This is a genomic window from Quadrisphaera sp. RL12-1S (assembly GCF_014270065.1).
In the GTDB taxonomy this organism is placed as follows: domain Bacteria; phylum Actinomycetota; class Actinomycetes; order Actinomycetales; family Quadrisphaeraceae; genus Quadrisphaera.
Genome location: NZ_JACNME010000014.1, coordinates 50,381 through 69,356 on the forward strand (window position 1 = coordinate 50,381; position 18,976 = coordinate 69,356).

Annotated in this window: 19 protein-coding genes; 2 read left to right on the forward strand and 17 right to left on the reverse strand. The window is 72.8% G+C overall.

Annotated elements, in window-relative coordinates:
- Positions 1–61 precede the first annotated feature (61 nt).
- The 3 genes from flgF to H7K62_RS24285 form a co-directional block, all read right to left on the reverse strand.
- Complete coding sequence (flgF, locus tag H7K62_RS18880) at positions 62–1,450, reverse strand: flagellar basal-body rod protein FlgF (protein ID WP_186721524.1); 1,389 nt, start codon at positions 1,448–1,450, stop codon at positions 62–64.
- Between the two features lie 136 nt (positions 1,451–1,586).
- The gene (locus tag H7K62_RS18885) at positions 1,587–2,120 is read right to left on the reverse strand and encodes a flagellar hook assembly protein FlgD (protein WP_186721526.1); all 534 of its coding nucleotides are present in this window, start codon (positions 2,118–2,120) and stop codon (positions 1,587–1,589) included.
- A gap of 66 nt (positions 2,121–2,186) precedes the next feature.
- Positions 2,187–3,323 (reverse strand): flagellar hook-length control protein FliK, encoded by a 1,137-nt coding sequence (locus H7K62_RS24285; protein ID WP_186721528.1) that lies wholly within the window; start codon positions 3,321–3,323, stop codon positions 2,187–2,189.
- 166 nt (positions 3,324–3,489) lie between these two features.
- On the opposite strand from H7K62_RS24285, the gene H7K62_RS18895 reads away from it, so the two are divergent.
- On the forward strand, positions 3,490–3,699 hold the full coding sequence (locus H7K62_RS18895) for a hypothetical protein (protein WP_186721530.1): 210 nt from the start codon (positions 3,490–3,492) through the stop codon (positions 3,697–3,699).
- Between the two features lie 163 nt (positions 3,700–3,862).
- On the opposite strand, the gene H7K62_RS18900 is transcribed toward H7K62_RS18895, so the two are convergent.
- From H7K62_RS18900 to H7K62_RS23335, 14 genes are all read right to left on the reverse strand, one after another.
- On the reverse strand, positions 3,863–4,900 hold the full coding sequence (locus H7K62_RS18900; RefSeq protein ID WP_186721538.1) for an NlpC/P60 family protein: 1,038 nt from the start codon (positions 4,898–4,900) through the stop codon (positions 3,863–3,865).
- Complete coding sequence (locus tag H7K62_RS18905) at positions 4,897–5,436, reverse strand: flagellar FliJ family protein (RefSeq protein ID WP_186721540.1); 540 nt, start codon at positions 5,434–5,436, stop codon at positions 4,897–4,899. Before H7K62_RS18905 ends, H7K62_RS18900 begins: the two co-directional genes overlap by 4 nt.
- A 175-nt stretch (positions 5,437–5,611) precedes the next feature.
- Positions 5,612–6,937: a FliI/YscN family ATPase gene (locus H7K62_RS18910; protein ID WP_222437881.1), complete on the reverse strand. Its 1,326-nt coding sequence runs from the start codon at positions 6,935–6,937 to the stop codon at positions 5,612–5,614.
- Positions 6,938–7,017: 80 nt separating this feature from the next.
- Positions 7,018–7,710, reverse strand: coding sequence for a FliH/SctL family protein (locus H7K62_RS18915; protein WP_186721544.1), 693 nt, complete (start codon positions 7,708–7,710; stop codon positions 7,018–7,020).
- Positions 7,694–8,725 (reverse strand): flagellar motor switch protein FliG, encoded by a 1,032-nt coding sequence (fliG, locus tag H7K62_RS18920; RefSeq protein ID WP_186721546.1) that lies wholly within the window; start codon positions 8,723–8,725, stop codon positions 7,694–7,696. Before fliG ends, H7K62_RS18915 begins: the two co-directional genes overlap by 17 nt.
- 6 nt (positions 8,726–8,731) lie before the next feature.
- Entirely contained in the window at positions 8,732–10,330 is a 1,599-nt protein-coding gene (fliF, locus tag H7K62_RS18925; protein WP_186721549.1) for a flagellar basal-body MS-ring/collar protein FliF, read from the reverse strand.
- Complete coding sequence (fliE, locus tag H7K62_RS18930; protein ID WP_222437876.1) at positions 10,330–10,746, reverse strand: flagellar hook-basal body complex protein FliE; 417 nt, start codon at positions 10,744–10,746, stop codon at positions 10,330–10,332. Before fliE ends, fliF begins: the two co-directional genes overlap by 1 nt.
- Before the next feature lies 1 nt (position 10,747).
- Positions 10,748–11,167, reverse strand: a complete 420-nt coding sequence (locus H7K62_RS18935) for a flagellar basal body rod protein FlgC (protein WP_186721551.1) — start codon at positions 11,165–11,167, stop codon at positions 10,748–10,750.
- A gap of 7 nt (positions 11,168–11,174) precedes the next feature.
- Positions 11,175–11,519: a flagellar basal body rod protein FlgB gene (locus tag H7K62_RS18940; protein ID WP_186721553.1), complete on the reverse strand. Its 345-nt coding sequence runs from the start codon at positions 11,517–11,519 to the stop codon at positions 11,175–11,177.
- 162 nt (positions 11,520–11,681) lie between these two features.
- Positions 11,682–12,953 carry an EAL and HDOD domain-containing protein gene (locus H7K62_RS24290; protein WP_186721555.1) on the reverse strand — a complete coding sequence of 424 codons (1,272 nt, stop codon included), beginning with the start codon at positions 12,951–12,953 and terminating at the stop codon, positions 11,682–11,684.
- 4 nt (positions 12,954–12,957) lie between these two features.
- A complete protein-coding gene (locus tag H7K62_RS18950; protein WP_186721557.1) occupies positions 12,958–13,308 on the reverse strand; it encodes a hypothetical protein in 351 nt (116 codons plus the stop codon).
- A complete protein-coding gene (gene fliS / locus H7K62_RS18955; protein WP_186721559.1) occupies positions 13,305–13,748 on the reverse strand; it encodes a flagellar export chaperone FliS in 444 nt (147 codons plus the stop codon). Before fliS ends, H7K62_RS18950 begins: the two co-directional genes overlap by 4 nt.
- A 47-nt stretch (positions 13,749–13,795) precedes the next feature.
- The gene (gene fliD / locus H7K62_RS18960) at positions 13,796–15,220 is read right to left on the reverse strand and encodes a flagellar filament capping protein FliD (RefSeq protein WP_186721561.1); all 1,425 of its coding nucleotides are present in this window, start codon (positions 15,218–15,220) and stop codon (positions 13,796–13,798) included.
- 169 nt (positions 15,221–15,389) lie between these two features.
- Entirely contained in the window at positions 15,390–16,754 is a 1,365-nt protein-coding gene (locus tag H7K62_RS23335) for a flagellin N-terminal helical domain-containing protein (RefSeq protein ID WP_186721563.1), read from the reverse strand.
- Positions 16,755–16,916: 162 nt separating this feature from the next.
- Here H7K62_RS23335 and H7K62_RS18970 point away from each other — a divergent pair, with 162 nt between their 5' ends.
- On the forward strand, positions 16,917–18,959 hold the full coding sequence (locus tag H7K62_RS18970; protein WP_186721565.1) for a glycosyltransferase: 2,043 nt from the start codon (positions 16,917–16,919) through the stop codon (positions 18,957–18,959).
- The last annotated feature ends 17 nt before the right edge of the window (positions 18,960–18,976 follow it).

Below are 18,976 nucleotides of genomic sequence, written 5' to 3' on the forward strand. Positions count from 1 at the left end.
CCGGTGAGGAGTCCGGGTGGCGACCTCGACGGCGTCGAGGACCGCCACCCGGACGGGCGCGTCAGCGCTTGAGGTTGACGAGCTCCTCGAGCATCGAGTCCGAGGTGGTGATGACGCGGCTGTTCGCCTGGAAGCCGCGCTGGGACACGATGAGGTTGGTGAACTCCTGCGCCAGGTCGACGTTCGACATCTCCAGCGCGCCGGAGACCAGCGAGCCGTGCGCGCCGTCGCCGGCCACGCCGACGTTCGGCAGGCCCGAGTTGGACGTCGCCTGGTAGGTCGAACCGCCCTGCTTGTCCAGGCCCGCCGGGTTGTCGAAGGTGGCGACGGCGATGCGGCCCAGCTCCTGGGAGCGACCGTTGTCGAACGAGCCGACGATGGCGCCGTCCGGGCCGACCTTCCAGCTGGTCAGGGAGCCGGCTCCGTAGCCGTCCTGGGCCGAGACCGTCACGTCCGAGATGGAGACGTCGGCGCGGTTCGCCACAGTGATCTTGGACAGGTCGAACGTGACGGGGTCCGTGAACGCCGAGCCGTCCGCGCCCTTCATGTCGTAGACCTTGACCTTCTCGTTGGTGGCGTCGACCTGCGCCCCGGACGCCGGCGTCGCGCCCGCGGCCGGGACGTAGGTGGGGCTGCCACCGTCGGTCATGGCGCCGCTGCCGTTGAACTTCAGCTTGGCCAGCTGCGTGACCGTGGTCGAGCCGGGGACGGTCTGCGAGAGGGTCATGGTCCACTCGGTGACGAGACCGGTGTTCCCGCCGGTGGTCGACGGACCGGTCACCTTGGTCGGCGCGATGTCCACCGTGACGGGGATCGAGACGCCGTTCTTGTCGATCAGGTTGTAGTTGAAGTTCTGCGTGGAACCGACGGCCGAGTAGCCGCTGGTCGCCGTCGCGTCGGCCACGACGTTCACGGTGTTGTCGAGGCGCCCCGAGAACGTCGCGGAGTGGGTGGCGTAGGCCGGGATGGTCTGCGTCGTGGGGATCGAGATGTTCCCGGGCGTCCCTGACGAGTTGGTGACGCCGGCCGGGCTCGCCATCCACCCCTGGACCTTGGCCCCGGCCAGGCTCACCAGCGTCCCCGATCCGTCGACGTTGAACGCGCCGTTGCGGGTGTACTGCATCGCGCCGTTGTTGTTCAGCACGAAGAAGCCGTCGCCGTCGATGAGCATGTCGCTGTTGCGGCCGGTGGTCTGGGTCGCGCCCTGGGTGAAGTTGGTCGTGATGCCCGAGACGCGGACGCCCAGGCCCACCTGCGCGGGGTTCTGGCCGCCCTTGGCGCCCTGCGCGGCGGCGGCGTTGCCGAGGCTCTGCGACAGGGTGTCCTCGAAGATGGTGTTCGAGGCCTTGTAGCCGGTGGTGTTGACGTTGGCGATGTTGTTGCCGGTGACGTCCATCATGGTCTGCATCGAGCGCATGCCGCTGATGCCGGTGTAGAGGGAACGGAGCACAGGGTCCTCCTGGGAAGGGCGCGCAGCGGTGTGCTGTCGCGGTGCCGTGTGCCGTCCGTGGCCATGGGGCGTTCCGTCGGGTGCGGCCGTGCGGCCGCGTCTTCAGTTGTTGTTCGGTTGTGGGTCGAGGGACTCGTCAGCTGGTCTTGGACGAGCTGGTGGTCGACGAGCCGCTGGAGGTCGAGCCGCTCGCGGGGACGGTGCCGATGCCGGTGACCGAGGCGAGCGGGACGGACGCCCCGCCGATGTTCAGCGCGGGCGACCCGGAGGTGAAGAAGCTCGCGCCGCTCACCAGACCGGTCTGCGCCTTGCCTGCGGCGTCGGTGTAGTTCACGGTCTGCCCGACGAAGCCGGACGCGCTCATCCGCGACATCAGCGCGAAGCTGTCCTGCTGCACCTTGGTCATCTCCTGCATGGCCTGCGTCGACGACAGGGTGGCCGTCTGCTGCATGACCGCGTTGGAGTCCATGGGCGCTGTCGGGTCCTGGTTCTGCAGCTGCTTGATGAGCAGCTGCAGGAAGTCCTGGTTCTTGAGGCTGGTCTTGTCGGCCGAGACCGACGGGCCAGAGCTCATGCCGTAGCGGGTGGCGTTGGTGCCGGTGGTCGCGTACGTGCCCTGCGCGTCCTTGACGACCACGGGGGCGCTGGTGGCGCCGGTGACTCCTGCCATCTCACCTCCTGGTGTGCCAGGGACCCTCGACGGGTCCGTCAGCCGTGAGCAGCGCTGGTGCGCCCCTCATGCGAGGACATCGACACGTCCGGACCCGACCTTGAGCCGAACGGGGGTCAGCTCGACCACCCGTTCGCCGTCGCCGTCCTGGTCCGATCCCTGGGAGCCGAGCCAGCCGCGCGGAGCGCGGTCCTGGCGGGCGGCGGCGCCGCTGCCGGTGCTCACGTCGAGCGAGGCCCCGGAACCCGTGGCGGCGAGGTCCTTGCGCAGGTCGTCCAGGGACGCCTGCAGCGCGTCGCGCGCGGCGGGGCTGCCGCCCACCAGCTCGATGCGCGTGCCCTCGGGGCGGATGTGCGCCACCACGGTGACGGAGCCGATCGCCTCGGGCTTGACCTCGAGCGTGAGCTTGTGGGTCCCGGCGCCGCGACCGGCCAGTGCCACCAGCTGCGGCGAGAGCTGCGCCGCCACGTGGGCGGGCTGCGCGACTCCGGCCGGCTGCGCCACGGGCGCAGCGGGCGTCGGCAGGGGTGCGGCAGCGGCCTGGTTCTGGGTCGGCGCGGCCACGGCCTGCGGCGTCACGACCGCAGCAGAGGACGACGACGCGTCGACCGGAGTGACAGCCGCCGTCATCGCGGGGTCCGGCGTGGCAGCGGGACCGGCCGTGGTGAACGGGGCCGGGAGCGTCGCAGTGGTGGGCGAGGGTGAGGCCGCGTCCGCGTTCTCGCGGGCGCCGTGCGCCGCGTGCGGGGCACCGGTGGAGGGTTCTCCCCCGCCGGGAGCGGAACCGCCCTGGGGGTCGTCCGGCTGGCCCGGCTGGCCCGGCTGGCCCGGCTGCGCGGCCTGCGGGACGGCGTCCTGGGGCTTCCCCGTTCCGACGGGGGCCTCTGGCGCCGCGGCAGCAGAAGGGGCGTCCCCTGCGCCGGCGGAGGGAGCGAGGGTCAGAGCCGCCGGTCCCGCGGCGCCGCCCGCGGGCGCTGCCGCACCTGTGGCAGCTGTCGCGCCGGTCACGGCGGCGGTCACGGCGGGGCCGCTGCTCGTGGGGGCGACAGCGGGCTGCGCCGGGACGGGCGCCACCATCGCGGCGAGCGCCTGGGCGGCCAGCGTGGTGGCAGCCGCGGTGGCGTCCTGCGCCGCACCGGCCTTGGCGGAGGTGTCTGCGGCCGCGCCGGGATCCGCAGCCGGGCCGGTGGCGGGGGTCGCCACCGCTCCTCCGGCACCGTCCGCGCTCGCCGCGGGAAGTGCGACGAGGGAGGGGGCCAGAGGCGCACTCGCCGCGGAGAGCGGGGGGAGGGAGGGGGCAGGAACAGGGGCTGGGGACGCGGCGGCCCCGTCAGCGGGTGCAGCTCCTGCGGACGGCGTCGTCGTGCCGGTGGAGGCCGTCGTGCCCGTGGAGGCCGTCGTGCCGCCGGCGGGGGTCGCGGACGTCGCCGGGGTCGCGGACGTCGCCGGGGTCGCGGGGGACGTCGGGGTCGCCGGGGACGCCGGGGTCGCGGGCGCACCGTCGCGACGCGCGGGCTTCGCGGGCGTGGCCGGGGCGTCGTCGTCGGCCTGGTGGCGGGCGAGGACGTCGGCGAAGTGACCGTCGTCGTCCTGCGGCGCCGGCGCCGCAGGGGCGGCGGGCGCGGAGGCGGCAGCGGCGGTGGCGGTGACGTTCAGGGACATCGGGTGCTCCGGGGCATCGAGCGGTGCGCGGAAGGGGGCGGTGGTGCTCGGTGGTGCAGGAGGTGCGGAGGTGCGGCGGGTCAGGAGCCCGGCATGGCCGCGGCGACCTTGCGGACGTAGGCCTGCGTCTCGGCGAACGGCGGGACGCCGCCGTACTTGGTGACGTTGCCCGGGCCGGCGTTGTAGGCGGCGAGCGCCAGCGGCAGCGAGCCGAACCTGTCGAGGTGGCCGGCCAGGAGGCGCGCGGCGCCGTCCACGGCCTGCGCCGGGTCGGAGGCGTCCACGCCCAGCTCGCGAGCGGTGCCGGGCATGAGCTGCATGAGGCCGCGGGCACCGACGGGGCTGACGGCGCCGGCGTCGTAGCCGGACTCGGTCTTGGCCACGGCGGACAGGAGCCCGTCGGGCAGGTCGTACTTCGCCTCGGCGGCGTCGAAGAGCCCCTGGTAGGCCGCGGCACCGCCGCCACCGGCGGTGCTCGCCGCCGCGGAGGCGGCGGTGGTGCCGCCGAGGACCGCGGAGCGCAGGGCGGCGCTGAGCGCACCGGTGCTGCTGCCCGCGGTGGCGTCGGTGACGCGGCGGATGGTGGTGGGGGTCTCCCACACCTTGGAGATCTTGACGACGTCACCGGCCTTCGGGGCGTGGATCATCTGCCCGTCGCCCACGTAGATGCCGATGTGCGCGCCGCCCTCCAGCACCACGAGGTCACCGGGCTGCGCCTGGGCGAGGGAGGGGACCTCGGTGCCGACCTTCGCCTGCTCCTGCGAGGTCCGCGGCAGCGTGATGCCGTTCTGCTTCATGACCAGCTGGGTGAAGCCGGAGCAGTCCAGGCCGGTGCTCGGGTCGGTGCCGCCCCACTTGTAGGGCACGCCGAGGTACTGCTTGGCGTCGGCGACCACCTGGTCGCCGCTGGCGGCGGACGACGACGACGCCTGCCCGTCCAGCTGCGCCCGCGCCAGGGCGAGCTGGCCCTCGAAGGTGGTGCTCGTGGTGGCGGTGCCGGTGGCGGCCAGCGGGCTGCCGCTGAGGGCGGCGATGCGCTGCTGCAGCGAGCTGATGCGCGACTGCACCTGGGCGATGGCCGCCTGGGCCGGCGCGGGGGCGCCCGTGACGGCCGTCATGCGCCGCCGCCGTTCGGGTGGTCGTGGCCTCGGATGCTCATGGAGTGGTCATCGGCAGGAGTGGCCTCGGAGTCGAGCCCTGCGTCGACACCGGGGTGCGCGGGACCCTGCACGCCGGTGGTGAGGCCGCGCGCCCGGCCAGCGTGCTCGTCGATGACGGCCTGGTCGGCCTTGAGGTCGGCGGCGCGCTGGGCCTGCTCGTGGCGGTCCGCCAGGCGCTGCAGCCCCTTGGCCCGACCCTCCGCGGCGGCCCACACGGCCTGGGCGGAGCGGGCCTCGGCCTCGGCGTCGGCCAGGACGGCCAGGGCGTCCTGGTAGCGGGCGCTGCTGGCGCTGCGCGCGGCGACGGCCGCGGCGAAGCTCTGCGGGCTGCCGTGGTCGGCGAAGCTCTGCGCCGCGGCCTCCTCGAGGATGCTCTCGGAGAAGGAGCGGGCGGCCACGGTGCGCGCGGCGGCAGCACCGGCCGCGGCGGCGGCGATGTCGCGCTGCAGGTGGCGCACGCGCAGCACCTGCTCCAGGCGGAACTTCCTGCTCATCGCTGCCTCCTCATGCCTCGTGCGGGGCTGGTCACCGAGCCGAGTCGTCGATCTTGGTGTTCCGTGGGCGCCTCATGGCCTTCAGCGCCACGCAACGCCGAGGTCGACACCGCGGGGAGCGCGAAAGTGCTTCGGAAGCCCATGATCACGGCGGGGGGTGCTCAGGGCGGAGCCCTCAGGCCCCGGCGACCGGGTTGCGGGCCACCACGCCGGCCAGCGCGTTCCAGGCGTCGTCGGTGGACGTGCGGTCCTCGACGTCCTGGCGCAGGAAGCCGTCGATGTCCGCCCGGGCGCCGATCGCGGCGTCGGTCAGGGGGTTGGAGCCGGGCACGTAGGCGCCGACGTCCACGAGGTCCTGCGCCTCGCGGCGCGCGGCCATGAGGCGGCGCACGTGAGTGGCCAGACCGCGCTGCTCGCGGGTGGTGACGCGCGAGGCCACGCGGGAGACGGACCCGAGCACGTCGATGCTCGGGAAGTGGCCGGCGGTGGCCAGGTCGCGGTCGAGCACCACGTGGCCGTCCAGGATGGAGCGCGCGGCGTCCGCGATCGGCTCGTTGTGGTCGTCGCCGTCCACGAGCACGGTGTAGATGCCGGTGATGGAGCCCGTGGCGCCGGTGCCGGCGCGCTCGAGCAGGCGGGGCAGCAGCGCGAAGGTGCTCGGCGGGTAGCCGCGGGTGGCGGGGGGCTCCCCCACCGACAGGCCGATCTCGCGCTGGGCCATGCAGAAGCGGGTGAGGCTGTCCATCATCAGCAGCGCGTTCATGCCGAGGTCGCGGAAGTGCTCGGCGATGGTGGTGGCCACCATCGCCGCCCGCAGGCGCACCAGCGGCGGCTGGTCGGAGGTGGCGACGACGACGACGGAGCGCGCGAGGCCCTCGGGGCCGAGGTCGTCCTCGATGAACTCGCGGACCTCGCGGCCGCGCTCGCCGATGAGGGCGATGACGTTGACGTCGGCCTCGGTACCGCGGGCGATCATCGACAGCAGGGTCGACTTGCCGACGCCGGAGCCGGCGAACAGGCCGATGCGCTGGCCGCGGCCCACCGGGGTCATGGCGTCGAGGGCGCGGACGCCGGTGCCCATGGGGGTGTCGATGCGCTCGCGCTTGATGGGGTCCGGCGCGGGGTTGTCGATCGGCACCCAGGCGGTGGCCTGGGCCTTGCCGAGCCCGTCGATCGGACGTCCGAGGCCGTCGAGCACGCGGCCGAGGAGCCCGATGCCCACCGGGACGCGCTGGCTGCGGCCCATGGCGAGCACGGGCTGGCCGGCGCGCAGGCCCTGGCCGACCGGCGGGGTGCCCAGCGGCATGCAGGTGACGTGGTCGGGCGCGACGGCCACGACCTCGGCGTCGATGCCCTGGCCGGTGGTGGTGAGGTCACCGGTGAGGATCTTCACGATGTCGCCGACGGGGGCGCGCAGGCCGGCCGCCTCGATGGTGAGGCCGACGACGCGGCGGACCGTGCCGGTGACCTGGGGAGCGCCGGCGGCCTCCGCGCGGCGCATGATGGCCGGCAGGGCGATCCCGGGGACGCCGACGGCCGCGGCGGGCGAGCCCGGCGCGGCGGCGAGGTCTGCGAGGCGGCTCATGCGCGCGAGGCCTGGCCGGCGGGGCGCGCGGCGCCGCGGAGCTGGCCGCGGATGCGGGCGAGCGCGGTGTCGGTGCGGGCGTCCACGAGGCCTCCGGGGAACTCGGCGAAGGCGTCGCCGGGCGCCAGGCGCGGGTCGGCGACGATGGTCACCTGGTTCTCGGCGAGCGCCGCGAGGCCCTCGGTGCTGCGCATCTGCTCGACCACGGCGAGGTCCTCCGGGTTGAGGCGGACCGTGATGTCCGCGTGGGTGGGGGCGGCGTCCAGGGCGCGGCGCAGCGCGGTGAAGCCGCGCGTGCCGTCGTCGGCGATCTCCCGGCCGATGACGACCTCGGCGAGGTCGACGACGGCGATGGCGACGGCGTCGGCGACGGCGTCCAGCTGCGGCGCGGTGCGGGCGCGGAGCTCGTCGGCGGCCACCTCCAGGGAGGTGATGGCCTGGGCGACCTGCGCCTGCAGCGCCGCCACCTCGGCGGCGGCGCGGGCGCGCAGCTCGGCGATGACGCGGCGCTCCTCCTCCGCGGCGGCGGCCACGCCCTGGGCCCAGCCCGCGGCGTAGCCGGAGGCCTGGGAGGTGGCGGCGACGTTCTGGGAGGCGAACGCCGCGGCGGTGGCGTGGCCGTCGAAGGAGGACCGGCTGCCCGGCAGCGGCGTGAAGACCGCCGCGTGGGGGCTAGGCGACGAACTCATCGTCGGACTCCCTCTGGATCGTGATCTGACCGGACTCCTCGAGCTGGCGGATCGCGGCCACCACCGCGGAGCGACCCTCCTCGGCCTGCGAGAGGCGGACGGCGCCCATGAGCTCCATCTCCTCGAGCAGGTTCTCCTTGGCGCGCGAGGAGACGTTGTTGAGGATCTTGTCGCGCAGGTCGTCGCGGGCGCCCTTGAGCGCCACCGCCAGCGTGCCGGCGTCGACCTCGCGCAGCACCAGCTGCATCGCCTTGTCCTCAAGGGACAGGATGTCCTCGAAGGTGAACATGGACGCGCGGATCTGGTCCGCGAGCACCGGGTCGCGCTTGGCGAGCTCCTCGAGCAGCTGCTTGCTGGTGCCGGCGTCGGTGCGGTTGATGATCTCCACCAGCGGCTGCATGCCGCCGACCACCTCGTCGACCTGGGCGGTGAGCACCGCCCCGGCCTTGCGGCGGATCGACTCGGCGACGATCGCCACGACGTCGGGCGAGGTGCGCTCCATCGTGGCGATGCGCTGCGCGACGTCCGCCTGGACCTCCGCGGGGAAGGTGACCAGGGCCGCGGACGCCTGGTGGGCGCGCAGGTGCGCCAGCACCAGGGCGATCGTCTGGGGGGTCTCCCCCTGCAGGAACGACACCGTCTGACGGGTGTCGGCCTCCTCGAGGAAGAGGAACGGCTGCTTGTCGTCCCCGCCCTTGAGGCGGTCCATCATCTCGCCGGCCGCCTCCTTGCCGATGGAGGCCTCCAGCATCGCCTTGGCGAAGCCGGGACCGCCCTGGCCGAGGGCCGCCGGGCCCACCAGCTCGCTGAAGCCCGCGATGAGCACCTCGTCGGCCAGCTCGGGGTCGATCTCACCGAGGCGCATGAGCTCGACGGTGATGAGCTCCACCTCCTCGGGGTCGAGCTGGGCCATGAGGAGGGCCGAGCGCTCGGGACCGAGCTGCACGAGCAGCACGGCGGCCTTCTGGGGACCGGTGAGCGCTTCGACGGAGCGCAGGGCGAGGCTGGTGGCCATGGCGGGTCAGCCCTTCTTGGAGGCGGCGAGCCAGCCGCGGAGCAGGTTGGCGACCTCGGCCGGCTGGGTGTCCACCAGCTGGCCGAACTCCTGGCGGCGCAGCGCCTCCGGCTCCGGCTCCGGGGCCACCAGCAGGTGGCCGTCGTCGGCGGCGGGGGCGAGCGCGGACATCGGGGTGCCCGGGGCGGGGACCTCGGGGTAGAGCCGCTCGAGCTCGCCGAGGTCGACCGCCTCGCGGCGGTTCTTCTTCACGGCCCGGCGCCAGGCGATGAGCAGGACGATCGCCAGGAGCAGCACGCCCAGGGCGATGGCGCCCTGCTTGATGAGCGCCCACTGGGCGTCGCTCTTCTGCTGCGCGGCGGCGGCGGCCAGCTGCTGCTTGGCGGCGTCGGCCGCCGTGGTGTCGAACGTGGCCGGGGTGATGGTGACCACGTCGCCGCGAACCTGGTCGAAGCCGGCCGCGGCCGCGATGGCGGCCTGCAGGTTCTGCTGGCCGATCCCGGCGAGCGCTGCCTGGTCCACCATGACCGCCACCGACTGCCGCTGCACAGCGCCCGGAGCGACCATCGTGTTGTCCACCACGGTGTTGTTGGGGTTGTCCTGCACGTTCGACTTCTTCGTGTACCCGCCCTGGCCCGTGGTGGAGCCGGCACCCGCCGTGGTGGACGTGCCGTTCACCCCCAGGACGCCATTGGCGCCGAGCGCACCACCCACGCCGCTGGCACCGCCGTTGTAGACCTCCTCGTTGGTGGACTGCGAGGACGGCAGCGCGCCGCTGGGGGTGTAGGTGGTCTTGACGCGGTTGGTCTGGTCGAAGTTCAGCGTGGCGTTGACGGAGGCGATGGCCTTGCCGGGCCCCAGGGTCTTGTCGAGCATCGCCTGGATCGCCGACTGGGTCTTCGTCTCGTACGCGGTGGTCTGCTCGTCCCCCTGGCCGACGGCGCCCTGGCCGGCCGCGGAGAGCAGCTCCCCCTTGGCGTCGGAGACCGTGACCTGCTTGGGGTCCAGGTCGGGCACGGAGGAGGAGACCAGCTGGATGATGGAGTTGACCTGGTCGTCCGTGGCCTTGGTGATGCCCGTGTCGATGAGGACCGAGGCCTTGGTGGGCTCCTTCGACTCGGTGTAGACCGTTTCCTCCGGGACCGCGATGTGGACGACGGCGGACCGCACCCCGTCCAGCTGCTCGATGGTCTTGGCGAGGTCACCCTCGACAGCGCGCTGGTAGGCGACCTTCTGCTGGAACTGCGACGCGGTGATGCCCTGCTGGTCGAGCAGCGCGAACCCGCTCTTCTCCTTGGGCAGGCCCGCCGCAGCGATGGCCATGGCGGCCTTGGACTCATCGGCGGACGGCACGAGGACCTGGCCGCCCTGGAACGTGCCGGTGATGCCCGCGCTCTGGAGGGCGCCGGTCATGTCGGAGGCGTCGGCGGCCGAGACGCCGCTGGCGACCGGGACCAGGTCCGGCTTGGAGACGTAGGTGACGAAGGCCGACCCCCCGAGGAGGAGGATGCCGATGCCGATCACGGCGAGCACCTTCTGGCCCAGGGACAGCGAGTTCACCTGGGCACCCAGCTTCTTGAGCTGGTCCGTGAGCTGCGGGGGCATCAGAACTGCATCCTCATGATCTCGGAGAACGCCTCGAGGGCCTTGTTGCGGAGGGCCACGGTCACCTGGGTCGCCATGCCGGCCTCGGCAGCGGCGACGGTGTAGTCGTGGACGTCCTTGAGGTCGCCGGTGGCGGCCTGGACGGCGAGCGCGGAGCTCTTGGACTGCAGCGCCTGCACGTTCTCGAGGCTGGAGGCCAGCGTCGTCGCGAACCCGGTGGATCCGGTGGACCTCGTGCCCGACGCGCCGGCGAGGGCCTGCGCGGCCGCTGCGAGGGCGTCGGTGTTCGCGGAGGGGTCGGTGCCGTCGGTGCTGCCGGTCCCGCCGGCAGCGCCCGCGGCGCCGTTCCTCAGGAGTGCGGCGTACTGCTCCAGCGCGGAGCTTCCGCCGGCGCCGAGGGGGAGGATGCCGGCCACGTCACTTCGCTCCGATGTTGATGGCGGCCTCGTAGGAGGCGCGGGCGCGCTCCACGACGGCGGCGTTGGCCTGGTAGGCGCGCTGGCTGATGATCAGCTGGCCCATCTGGCTGTTCATGTCGATGTCGGGCATCTTCACGTAGCCCTTGGCGTCGGCGAGGGCGTTGGACGGGTCGTAGACCAGGCGCCCCTCGCCGCTGCCGAACTGGACGCCGGCCACCTCGACCCCGCCGGCGGTGCTGCCGTCGTGGGCGCTGCCGTAGTCCTTGGCCTGCGCGACCACGAAGCGCTGGCGGAACGCGTCCTGGTCGGTGCGGGAGACGTCGTTGATGTTGGCGATGTTGTCGCCGACGGCGTCCATCCACTTGCGAGCGAGGGTCATGCCGGACCCGGAGGCCTTGAGGGCGTCGAACAGGCTCATGGCTGCCTCAGCTCGTCTTCAGGGCGTTGGCGACGGACGAGAACTTGTTGCTCATCGCCTGCGACACGAGCTGGTAGCGCAGCTGGGTGTCGATGTTGGAGAGCGTCTCGGTGTCGAGGTCGACGTTGTTGCCGTCCTCGCGGGTGGGCGTCGCCATGTCGCGGGACTCGGTGGACGGAGCGACACCGCTGCCCCCGGCGACGGCGTCGCGCAGCGCGGACTCGAAGTCGACGCGCGCGGCCAGGTAGTGGGGGGTGTTGATGTTGGCGATGTTGTCGGCGGTGGCGCGCTGGCGTGCTGCAAGCCCGTCGAGGGCCGAGCTCAGCGCGGCGGAGCTGACGGAGTCGAACACGGTGCCTCCACAGAAGCGGGCTGCTGAGCAGTCCCGCGAGGGGATGGCCGTGTCCGTGGCCTCTGGGTGAGCGATCCGTCGCTCAGAGGAGTCATCGGCAGACCGGGTGACGTCCTTGAGCCCGAGCGGGTGACGCGTCCAGCGAGGTGTTCAGCGAGGTGTTCAGGAGGTGAGCATGGCCGTGAGGCCCGCCGCCTCGGAGAGCGCTCGCGCGTACGCGCGTCCCGCCTCCACCGGCGATGACGAGGCCTCCCGCGGCGCCGGCGCCGCGGGGCTCGCCTCGGTGGACAGCACGGCGGCCAGCGCCGAGCCGACCGGCCCCTCGAACTGCGTCAGCGCTCCGCGCAGGGAGTCCGGCACGTTGACGGTGGAGAGCAGCTCCTCCACGGACAGGCCCATCGCCTCGGCGGTGCCGGAGAGCAGGCCGGCGGTGTACGCCTCCTGCGAGCGGTCCCCCGCGAGGCGGGACACCGCACCGGCGCGGGCCAGCACGAACGTGAGGGCGGCTCGGCCCTGTCCCCCGCCGGAGCCGGTGGTGGCGCCGACCACGGTGAGGGCCGCCCAGGAGGACAGCGTGCGCCGCCCGACCAGCACGATGGCGTGGCCGACCGAGCTCACCGGCGACAGCGTCGCGACGGCGGAGGAGCTGGCCAGGCGCAGCACGCGGAAGCTCAGCGCGGGGTCGGCCAGCACGAGCCGCTCGATCTCCGCGGTGGGGGTCTCGAGGTCGCTGAGGGCCACGAGGAGCCGCAGCGCGGAGACCCGCGCGGGGTTCATGGAGGTGCTCTCGTGCACCACGGGGCGCTGCACCCAGTAGCCCTGGAAGAGGTCGACGCCCAGTGCGCTGCAGCGCTGGAAGTCCTCCAGGCTCTCCACGCGCTCCACCACGATGAGCGCGGAGCTGTTGTGCTCGCGCACCAGGGAGATCAGCTGCTCGACGTGGTCGAACCTGTTGACGAGCCGGCCGTCGTCGCCGAGGAACACGTCGTCGGCCGGGGGCAGCACCAGCTTGACGAACTGCGCCAGCGGGAGCGTGGGCAGCCGGTGCTCCTCGCCCTCGAAGTCGTCGATGGCCAGGGAGAACCCGCGGTCGCGCAGCCGGTGCACGCCGGCCATGACCTCGTCGTCGACGACGATCTCCTCGGTGATCTCCAGGACGACGTCCTCGAGGCCGGGCGCGAGGGGCAGCTCCCCGACCACGAAGGCGCGGGTGAGGTTGACGAAGAAGCGGGACCCGGTGGACAGGGTCCGGTCGCCGAAGTCGCCGAGGACGGCCGTCAGCACCTGCGAGGTCGCCGCGTCGTGCTCCGCCTGGCTGTGCAGGTTCGCCGCGTCCGCGCCACCGGCGCGGAACAGCAGCTCGTAGCCGACGAGGTTGAGGTCGCGGTCGACGATGGCCTGGCGGCCGACGCGGACCTGGGTGCTGACGGGCACGGGGCTAGACCGCCTTGTCGACGTACACCGGCCGGGGCGCGGTGCCGAGGTCGAGGCGGGCGTGCAGCCTGGTGGAACTGGCCTGCTGGCGGCGGATGGCCAACATCGCCCGCTCGACGCGCGCGGTCATGTCCTGATGGCGAGCCAGCAGAGCGGCGGCGCGGGGCGCGAGCTCGGCGGGCAGCGGCACAGCGGGAGCCTGCCACGTCGGACGGATCTCCGGGAGGACGTCGGTCTGGGCCTGCACCGCCAGAGCGCGCTCGGTCTCGACGACGTCGGCCTCGAGGGCCTCGAGGGCGGCCGCCCAGACGGCGCGCGGGTCGGCGTCCTGGCTGCTCGTCTGCTCGCCGGTCATGCCACTCCCCCGAAGGAGCGGGCGGCCGCCGTCGCCGCGACGGCAGGGGTGGTGGTCACGGCGGGGACGCCGCTGACGGCCTGGCGCCACGCGTCGGCGAGCGGCTCCACCACCGTGCGCAGCTGCGCGGTGAGGTCGGCGTCGCGGGTGACGTTGGCGGTGACCAGCTGCTGCTGGAGCCACGCGTACAGGGACGCCAGGTCGTTGGCGCCGGTCCACGCGTCGCGGTCGAGCGCCCTGTCGAGCTCGGCGACGATGGCCTGCGCGTGCTGGAGCTGGGTGTTGGCGGTCTGCAGGTCGCTCGCGCGCTGGGCGGCCTCGGCCCGGCCGAGGTCGAGGACCAGGCGGTCGGCGAGCAGCACGAGCAGGGTCTGCGGGGAGGCGGCGGCCACGCCGTCGCTGATGAAGCGGGCGCGGCGGGTCTGGAGCGCGTAGGTCATGAGTGGTTCCCTTCCGTCGGCGTCGTCCTGGTGGTCCCTGTCGACGGTCAGTTGTTGTTGTTGCCGCTGAGCTGTCCGAGGGCGGCGGTGACCGCGTTCCCCTGGTCCTTGATCTTGCCGAGCGCCACCTCGAGGGCGGCGTACTGGGAGGTCAGCAGGGTCTGCTTGGCCAGCAGGCGCTGGTCCCAGTCTGAGATGCTGTTGGTGAGGCTGGTGACGTCGCTCTTGTCACCGTTGATCAGGCCCGTGATGGCGCCCGAGACCGGGTCGCTGGCCGTGGCGCCCGCCGCCTTGACCGCGGTGCCGAACGCCTGGAGGACCTTGGCCGCCCGGGCCGGGTCGCTGGCGTAGAGCGCGGAGAACTTCGAGGCGTCGAAGGTGATGTGCCCGTCACGCGTGACAGCCAGTCCCGCGAGGGTCGCGGCGCTCGACCCGACGCTGTCGCTCACGGTGCTCAGCAGGGCGTTGCCCGTGTCGCGCAGCGTGCCGTCGCCCTGGAGGAGACCACCGTTGGTGGCCGACGGGGTGACCCCCTTGCCGACGATCTGGGTGTGGAAGGAGATGTCGTCGAGCACCGCGTTCATGCCGGTCACGAGACTGGTCAGCTGCGAGCTGAGCGCGCCCTGGTTCACAGCCGTCGACACCGTCACCGGTGTGTTGACACCGCCCGCGGTGCTGTTGGTGGTGACGGCGCTGACGGTGACGTTCACGCCCGGCATGAGGTTGGTGAAGGTGTTGGAGTGCGACGTCAGGGTCACGCCGGAGCTGCTGCTGGCCGCCGCGGTGGACCCGACGATCTGGATGGTCGCGTCGCTGCCGCTCTGCAGCGTGGTGAACGAGTCGTTGCTCCCGGAGGTCGGGAGGCCGCTGGTGCTGAACCCGCTCGTCGCGCCGGTGTCCTTGGAGGTGATCTGCAGCTGTGCGCCGCTGCTGCCGTTGACGACGACGGCGCTGTAGCCAGCGCTGCTCGCGCCGGTGGGCTGGCCGCTGAAGGACGCCGCGTTGATGGCGGAGGCGATGTCGGCCGCGCTGCCGCTCGCCGCGGTGATGCTGACGGCGCTGCCGCCCTGCGGGGTGAACGAGAAGGTCAGCGGCCCGCTGCCGGTCCCGGTGGTCGGGGGCGCGGGGATCACCGAGGAGATCTTGCTGGTGGACTGGGCGAGCGCGGTGACGTTGAAGCTGACGGAACCGACGCCGGCCGTGATGTCCGCGGTGGCCGTCACCGAGCTGTTGGTGCTGCTGGCCGCGGCCTTGGTGTACGTGGCCGGGTCGGCGAGCGTCGCGGCGAGGCTGGTGATCGAGGCGGCCTTGGCGTTGATGCCCTGAGCGGCGCTGATCTGGGCGTTGGTGGTGGCCAGCTTGGTCTTGAGGTCTGCCTGCGGCTGCGCGGCGATCTGCATGAGCTGGCTGATGATGCTCTTGGAGTCGATGCCGCTGACAAGGCCGCTGATGGACGTGGTCGAGGAGGACATGGGTCCGCTCTTTCGTCAGGGCCCGGCAGCGGTGGGTGCTCGGGCGGGGCAGGGTCGGTGGGTGGCGCTCAGGAGAGCGGCGCCTGCCGCGCCGGGTGCTGAGCACCCGGCGCGGCAGGCGCGCTGTCAGCGACCACCGGGGCCGGCACCTGGCCGGCCCCGGTCGCCATCAGCCCTGGAGCAGGGACAGCACCGACTGCGGCAGGTTCTTGGCCTGCGACAGCATCGCGGTACCGGCCTGGGCCAGGATCTGCTTGCTGGTGAACTTGACCATCTCGGACGCCATGTCGACGTCCTTGATCGAGCTCATCGACGCCGTGAGGTTCTGGGTCGCGGTGCCCAGGTTGGCGATGGTGTGCTCGAGGCGGTTCTGCACGGCACCGAGGTTCGCCCGGGTGGTGGAGACCTGCTTGATGGCGTTGTCGATCAGGGTGATCGCACCCGACGCACCCGAACCGGTGGTGAAGGTCGGCGTCGCGTTGTCGATCTGCGTCTGCGAGGACGTGGTGGCGCCGGTGTCGGTGAGCGCGTTGCCGCTCGTCGTGGTGAAGCCGGTGATGGCCTGCGTCACCAGGAACTTCAGGTGGCTGGAGTCCGCCGACGTGAACGGCGTGGCGCTCGAGTCGGTGAGGCCGAAGGCGGCACGCGCAGCCTTGTTGAGGGCGTTCAGCGCCTCGGAGGCGGAGACGGTGCCGTCAGCGGTGCCCTTCGTGCCGTCAGCGGCCAGACCGTCAGCGTTGTTCGCGCTGTAGTCCACCGAGCTCAGGTCGAAGGTCTTGCCGCCGAAGCTGATCGTGCCCGTGAGGTGCTGGAACGACGCGGTGCTGAAGCTCGTCCCCGAGAAGTAGTCCTGGGTGGAGCCGGCGGTGCCGTCGGCCTTCGGCGGGGTCGCCGCGTTGAAGGTCAGGTAACCGGCGGCGGACGAGGTGGCGGCGGTGGCAGCGACACCGCCGACGCCGGTGCCCAGGGAGGCGCCGGTGCTGGCGGCGTAGAGGCCCGTGGCCGTCATGTCGACGCCCGAGATGCCCAGGCCCGCGGAACCCATGGACGTGCCGATGTTGACCGAGATGGTCTGGCCCTGGTTCGCGCCCACCTGGAAGGTGGTGCTGAACGAGCCGTCGAGCAGGTTCCGACCGTTGAAGTTCGTGGTCTGGGCGATGCGGTCGAGCTCGGACTTCAGCTGCACGACCTCGGACTGGATGTTGGACTTGGCGTCCGCGTTCATCGAGCCGTTGCTCGCCTGCACCGCCAGGGTGCGCATGCGCTGGAGGATCGAGGTGCTCTCGGAGAGCGAGCCTTCAGCGGTCTGGACGACGTTGATGCCGTCCTGGCTGTTGCGCGTGGCCTGGGTGAGGCCCTGGATCTGGGAGTTGAGGCCCTCGGAGATGGCCAGCCCGGCCGCGTCGTCCGCAGCGCGGTTGATGCGGTAGCCACTGGACAGCTTCTCGAGGCTCTTCGACAGGTCGCTCTGGGTGGACGTGAGGTTCCGGTACGTGTTGAACGCCTGGATGTTGTTGTTGACCGAGATGGCCATGGCTGACTCCTCCGTGACAGGTGGGTGTAGCGGTGATGCCCGTCCGTGGGCGATCACCAGGTCCATCGGCGCCGGCGGAGCGGGCCTGAAGGAAAACGACCCGACTGCTGGAAGACACCCGTTCGGCTCAAGGAGGGCGGCCGAGCGGCCGATCCCCTCTGCGTGACCACCATCCGCACCCTGAGCCCCCGCGAGACCCCGCCCGGGGTCGTCATCGTGCACTGCGGTGCGCTGACCGTCCCCCGGCTCGAGCGACGCCTGCGGGCCGTCGTCGCGACGGTGCCGGACTCCGTGCGCGTCATCGCCACCGTGCTGGCCCCCCAGAAGCTGGGACCCTCGCTCGCGCGGCGCGTGGAGGTCTGCGTCATCGCCGACGGCGGCATGGGACTCATCGAGCGGGAGGTGGCAGGAGCCGCCGACGTCGTGGTGCTCCCCTTCACCTGCCGGGTCGCGGGCGGGTGGTGGTCAGTCGCGCAGCGCAGGATGGGCCAGCAGCAGGACCGGATCGGTGTGCTGCCGCTCGCCGTGGGGTTCGTGTTCTGCTACCCCGCCCCCCTGACCTCGGTGGACGCGCCCCGCGTGGGCTGGCAGCCCCTGGAGGGCGTCACCTCCGTGGTGGCCCGCACGACGCAGCCGCTGCCCACCCTGGCCGCGGTCCTCATCGTCAAGGACGAGGAGCGCCGTCTCCCCCGGTGCCTGGACGCCCTGGTCGACGTGGTCGACGAGGTGGTCGTGTACGACACCGGGAGCTCGGACAGCACCGTCACGATCGCGCGCGCGTCGGGCGCCACGGTGGTCGAGGGCTTCTGGGACGACGACTTCGGCGCCGCCCGCAACCGCGCGCTGGAACACGCCACGAGCGAGTGGGTCCTGTCGGTCGACGCCGACGAGGTCCTCGAGACCGATCGCGACGAGCTCCTCGCGTGGTTGGCCTCGGTGGAGGAGGACCTGTGCCTCGTGCGCCTGGAGTCGACCACCACCGAGGGCGCCGCCCACGGCCACGAGAGCCGGCTCTCGCGCCTCTTCCGCCGCGAGAAGACGACGTGGGCCAACGCGCTGCACGAGCAGCCGGTCGCCAAGGGCGGTGGCGCCCTGCGCATGTGCCAGTCGATCCCCCCGCTGCGCCTCCTCCACTCCGGCTACACCATCGGCCACGAGAAGGTGGGCGAGAAGGCCGAGCGCAACCTGCGCATCAGCCGACGCGCCTTCGAGGCGGTCCCCACCGAGAGCCCTGCCTGGCCCCAGGTCGCCGTCGACTACGCGCGCTCGCTGGCGCTCGCCGGCCGCGCCGAGGAGGTCCTGAGCACCACCGACCAGCTGGCGGACCGGGAGATGGAACGACCGCTGGTCGTCCAGGTCGCCCGCAGCGTGGTCCCGCTCCTGCTCAGCCCCGACCGTGCCGCCCGCGCCGCTCACTGGGTGGACCGCGCCGCTGCGGCGGGTGAGTCCCCCGGCCTGGTGTCGCTGTGGCGCGCCCAGGTCCAGGGGGTCCGCGGTGACATCACCGGGGGCGTCGCAGCGCTCGAGCACCTCGTCTCGCAGCCACCGGTGGAGACCGGCTTCGACCTGTGGGGGAAGGAGTTCGACGCCGTGTCGGCCACGAGCGCCCTCGCGCGCGCCTACGACGCGACGGGACGCAGCGCTGCGGCCGCGGACCTGCTGACGACCATGATGCAGGACGAGCCCGACCGCGTTCCCGTCGAGCAGCTGCTGCTGACGGCGCAGCGAGCGGGCAGGCGCCTGGAGGACCTGGCGCTGCTCGCCCCCGACGCCCTGGTCCGGCGCTCCCTCCTGGAGACGACCGTGGTCGCCCCCGCCCTCGCGCTGGCCTGGTACCGGGCGCTCCACGCGGCCCGGCCCCTCGACGAGCGCGTGCTCGCCGTGGGCAGCGCGGCGGCTGCGCGCACGAGCGTCGAGGCAGCGCTCGAGTGGTCCGTCCTGTCCCGCGAGGCCGGGCTGGGCGAGGGGATCTGCGCCCTGCGCTGGCTCGCGGAGGGCGAGGTCGCGCACCCTCGGACCAGGGCGCTCGCCTGGGCGGTCCTGGTGCACGGCTTCGGCCAGGCGGTCGACGGGCCGCTGCTGGAGGAGGCCGTCGACCGGCTGTCCGGCGATGACGCGGCCGAGGTGCTCGACACCCTCCGGCGGCTGCTGCCGGAGGTCGCCTCGCTGCGACCGCACCGGCCGTCGCTGGACCACGTCGGCTGAGGGCTCAAGGTCGTCAC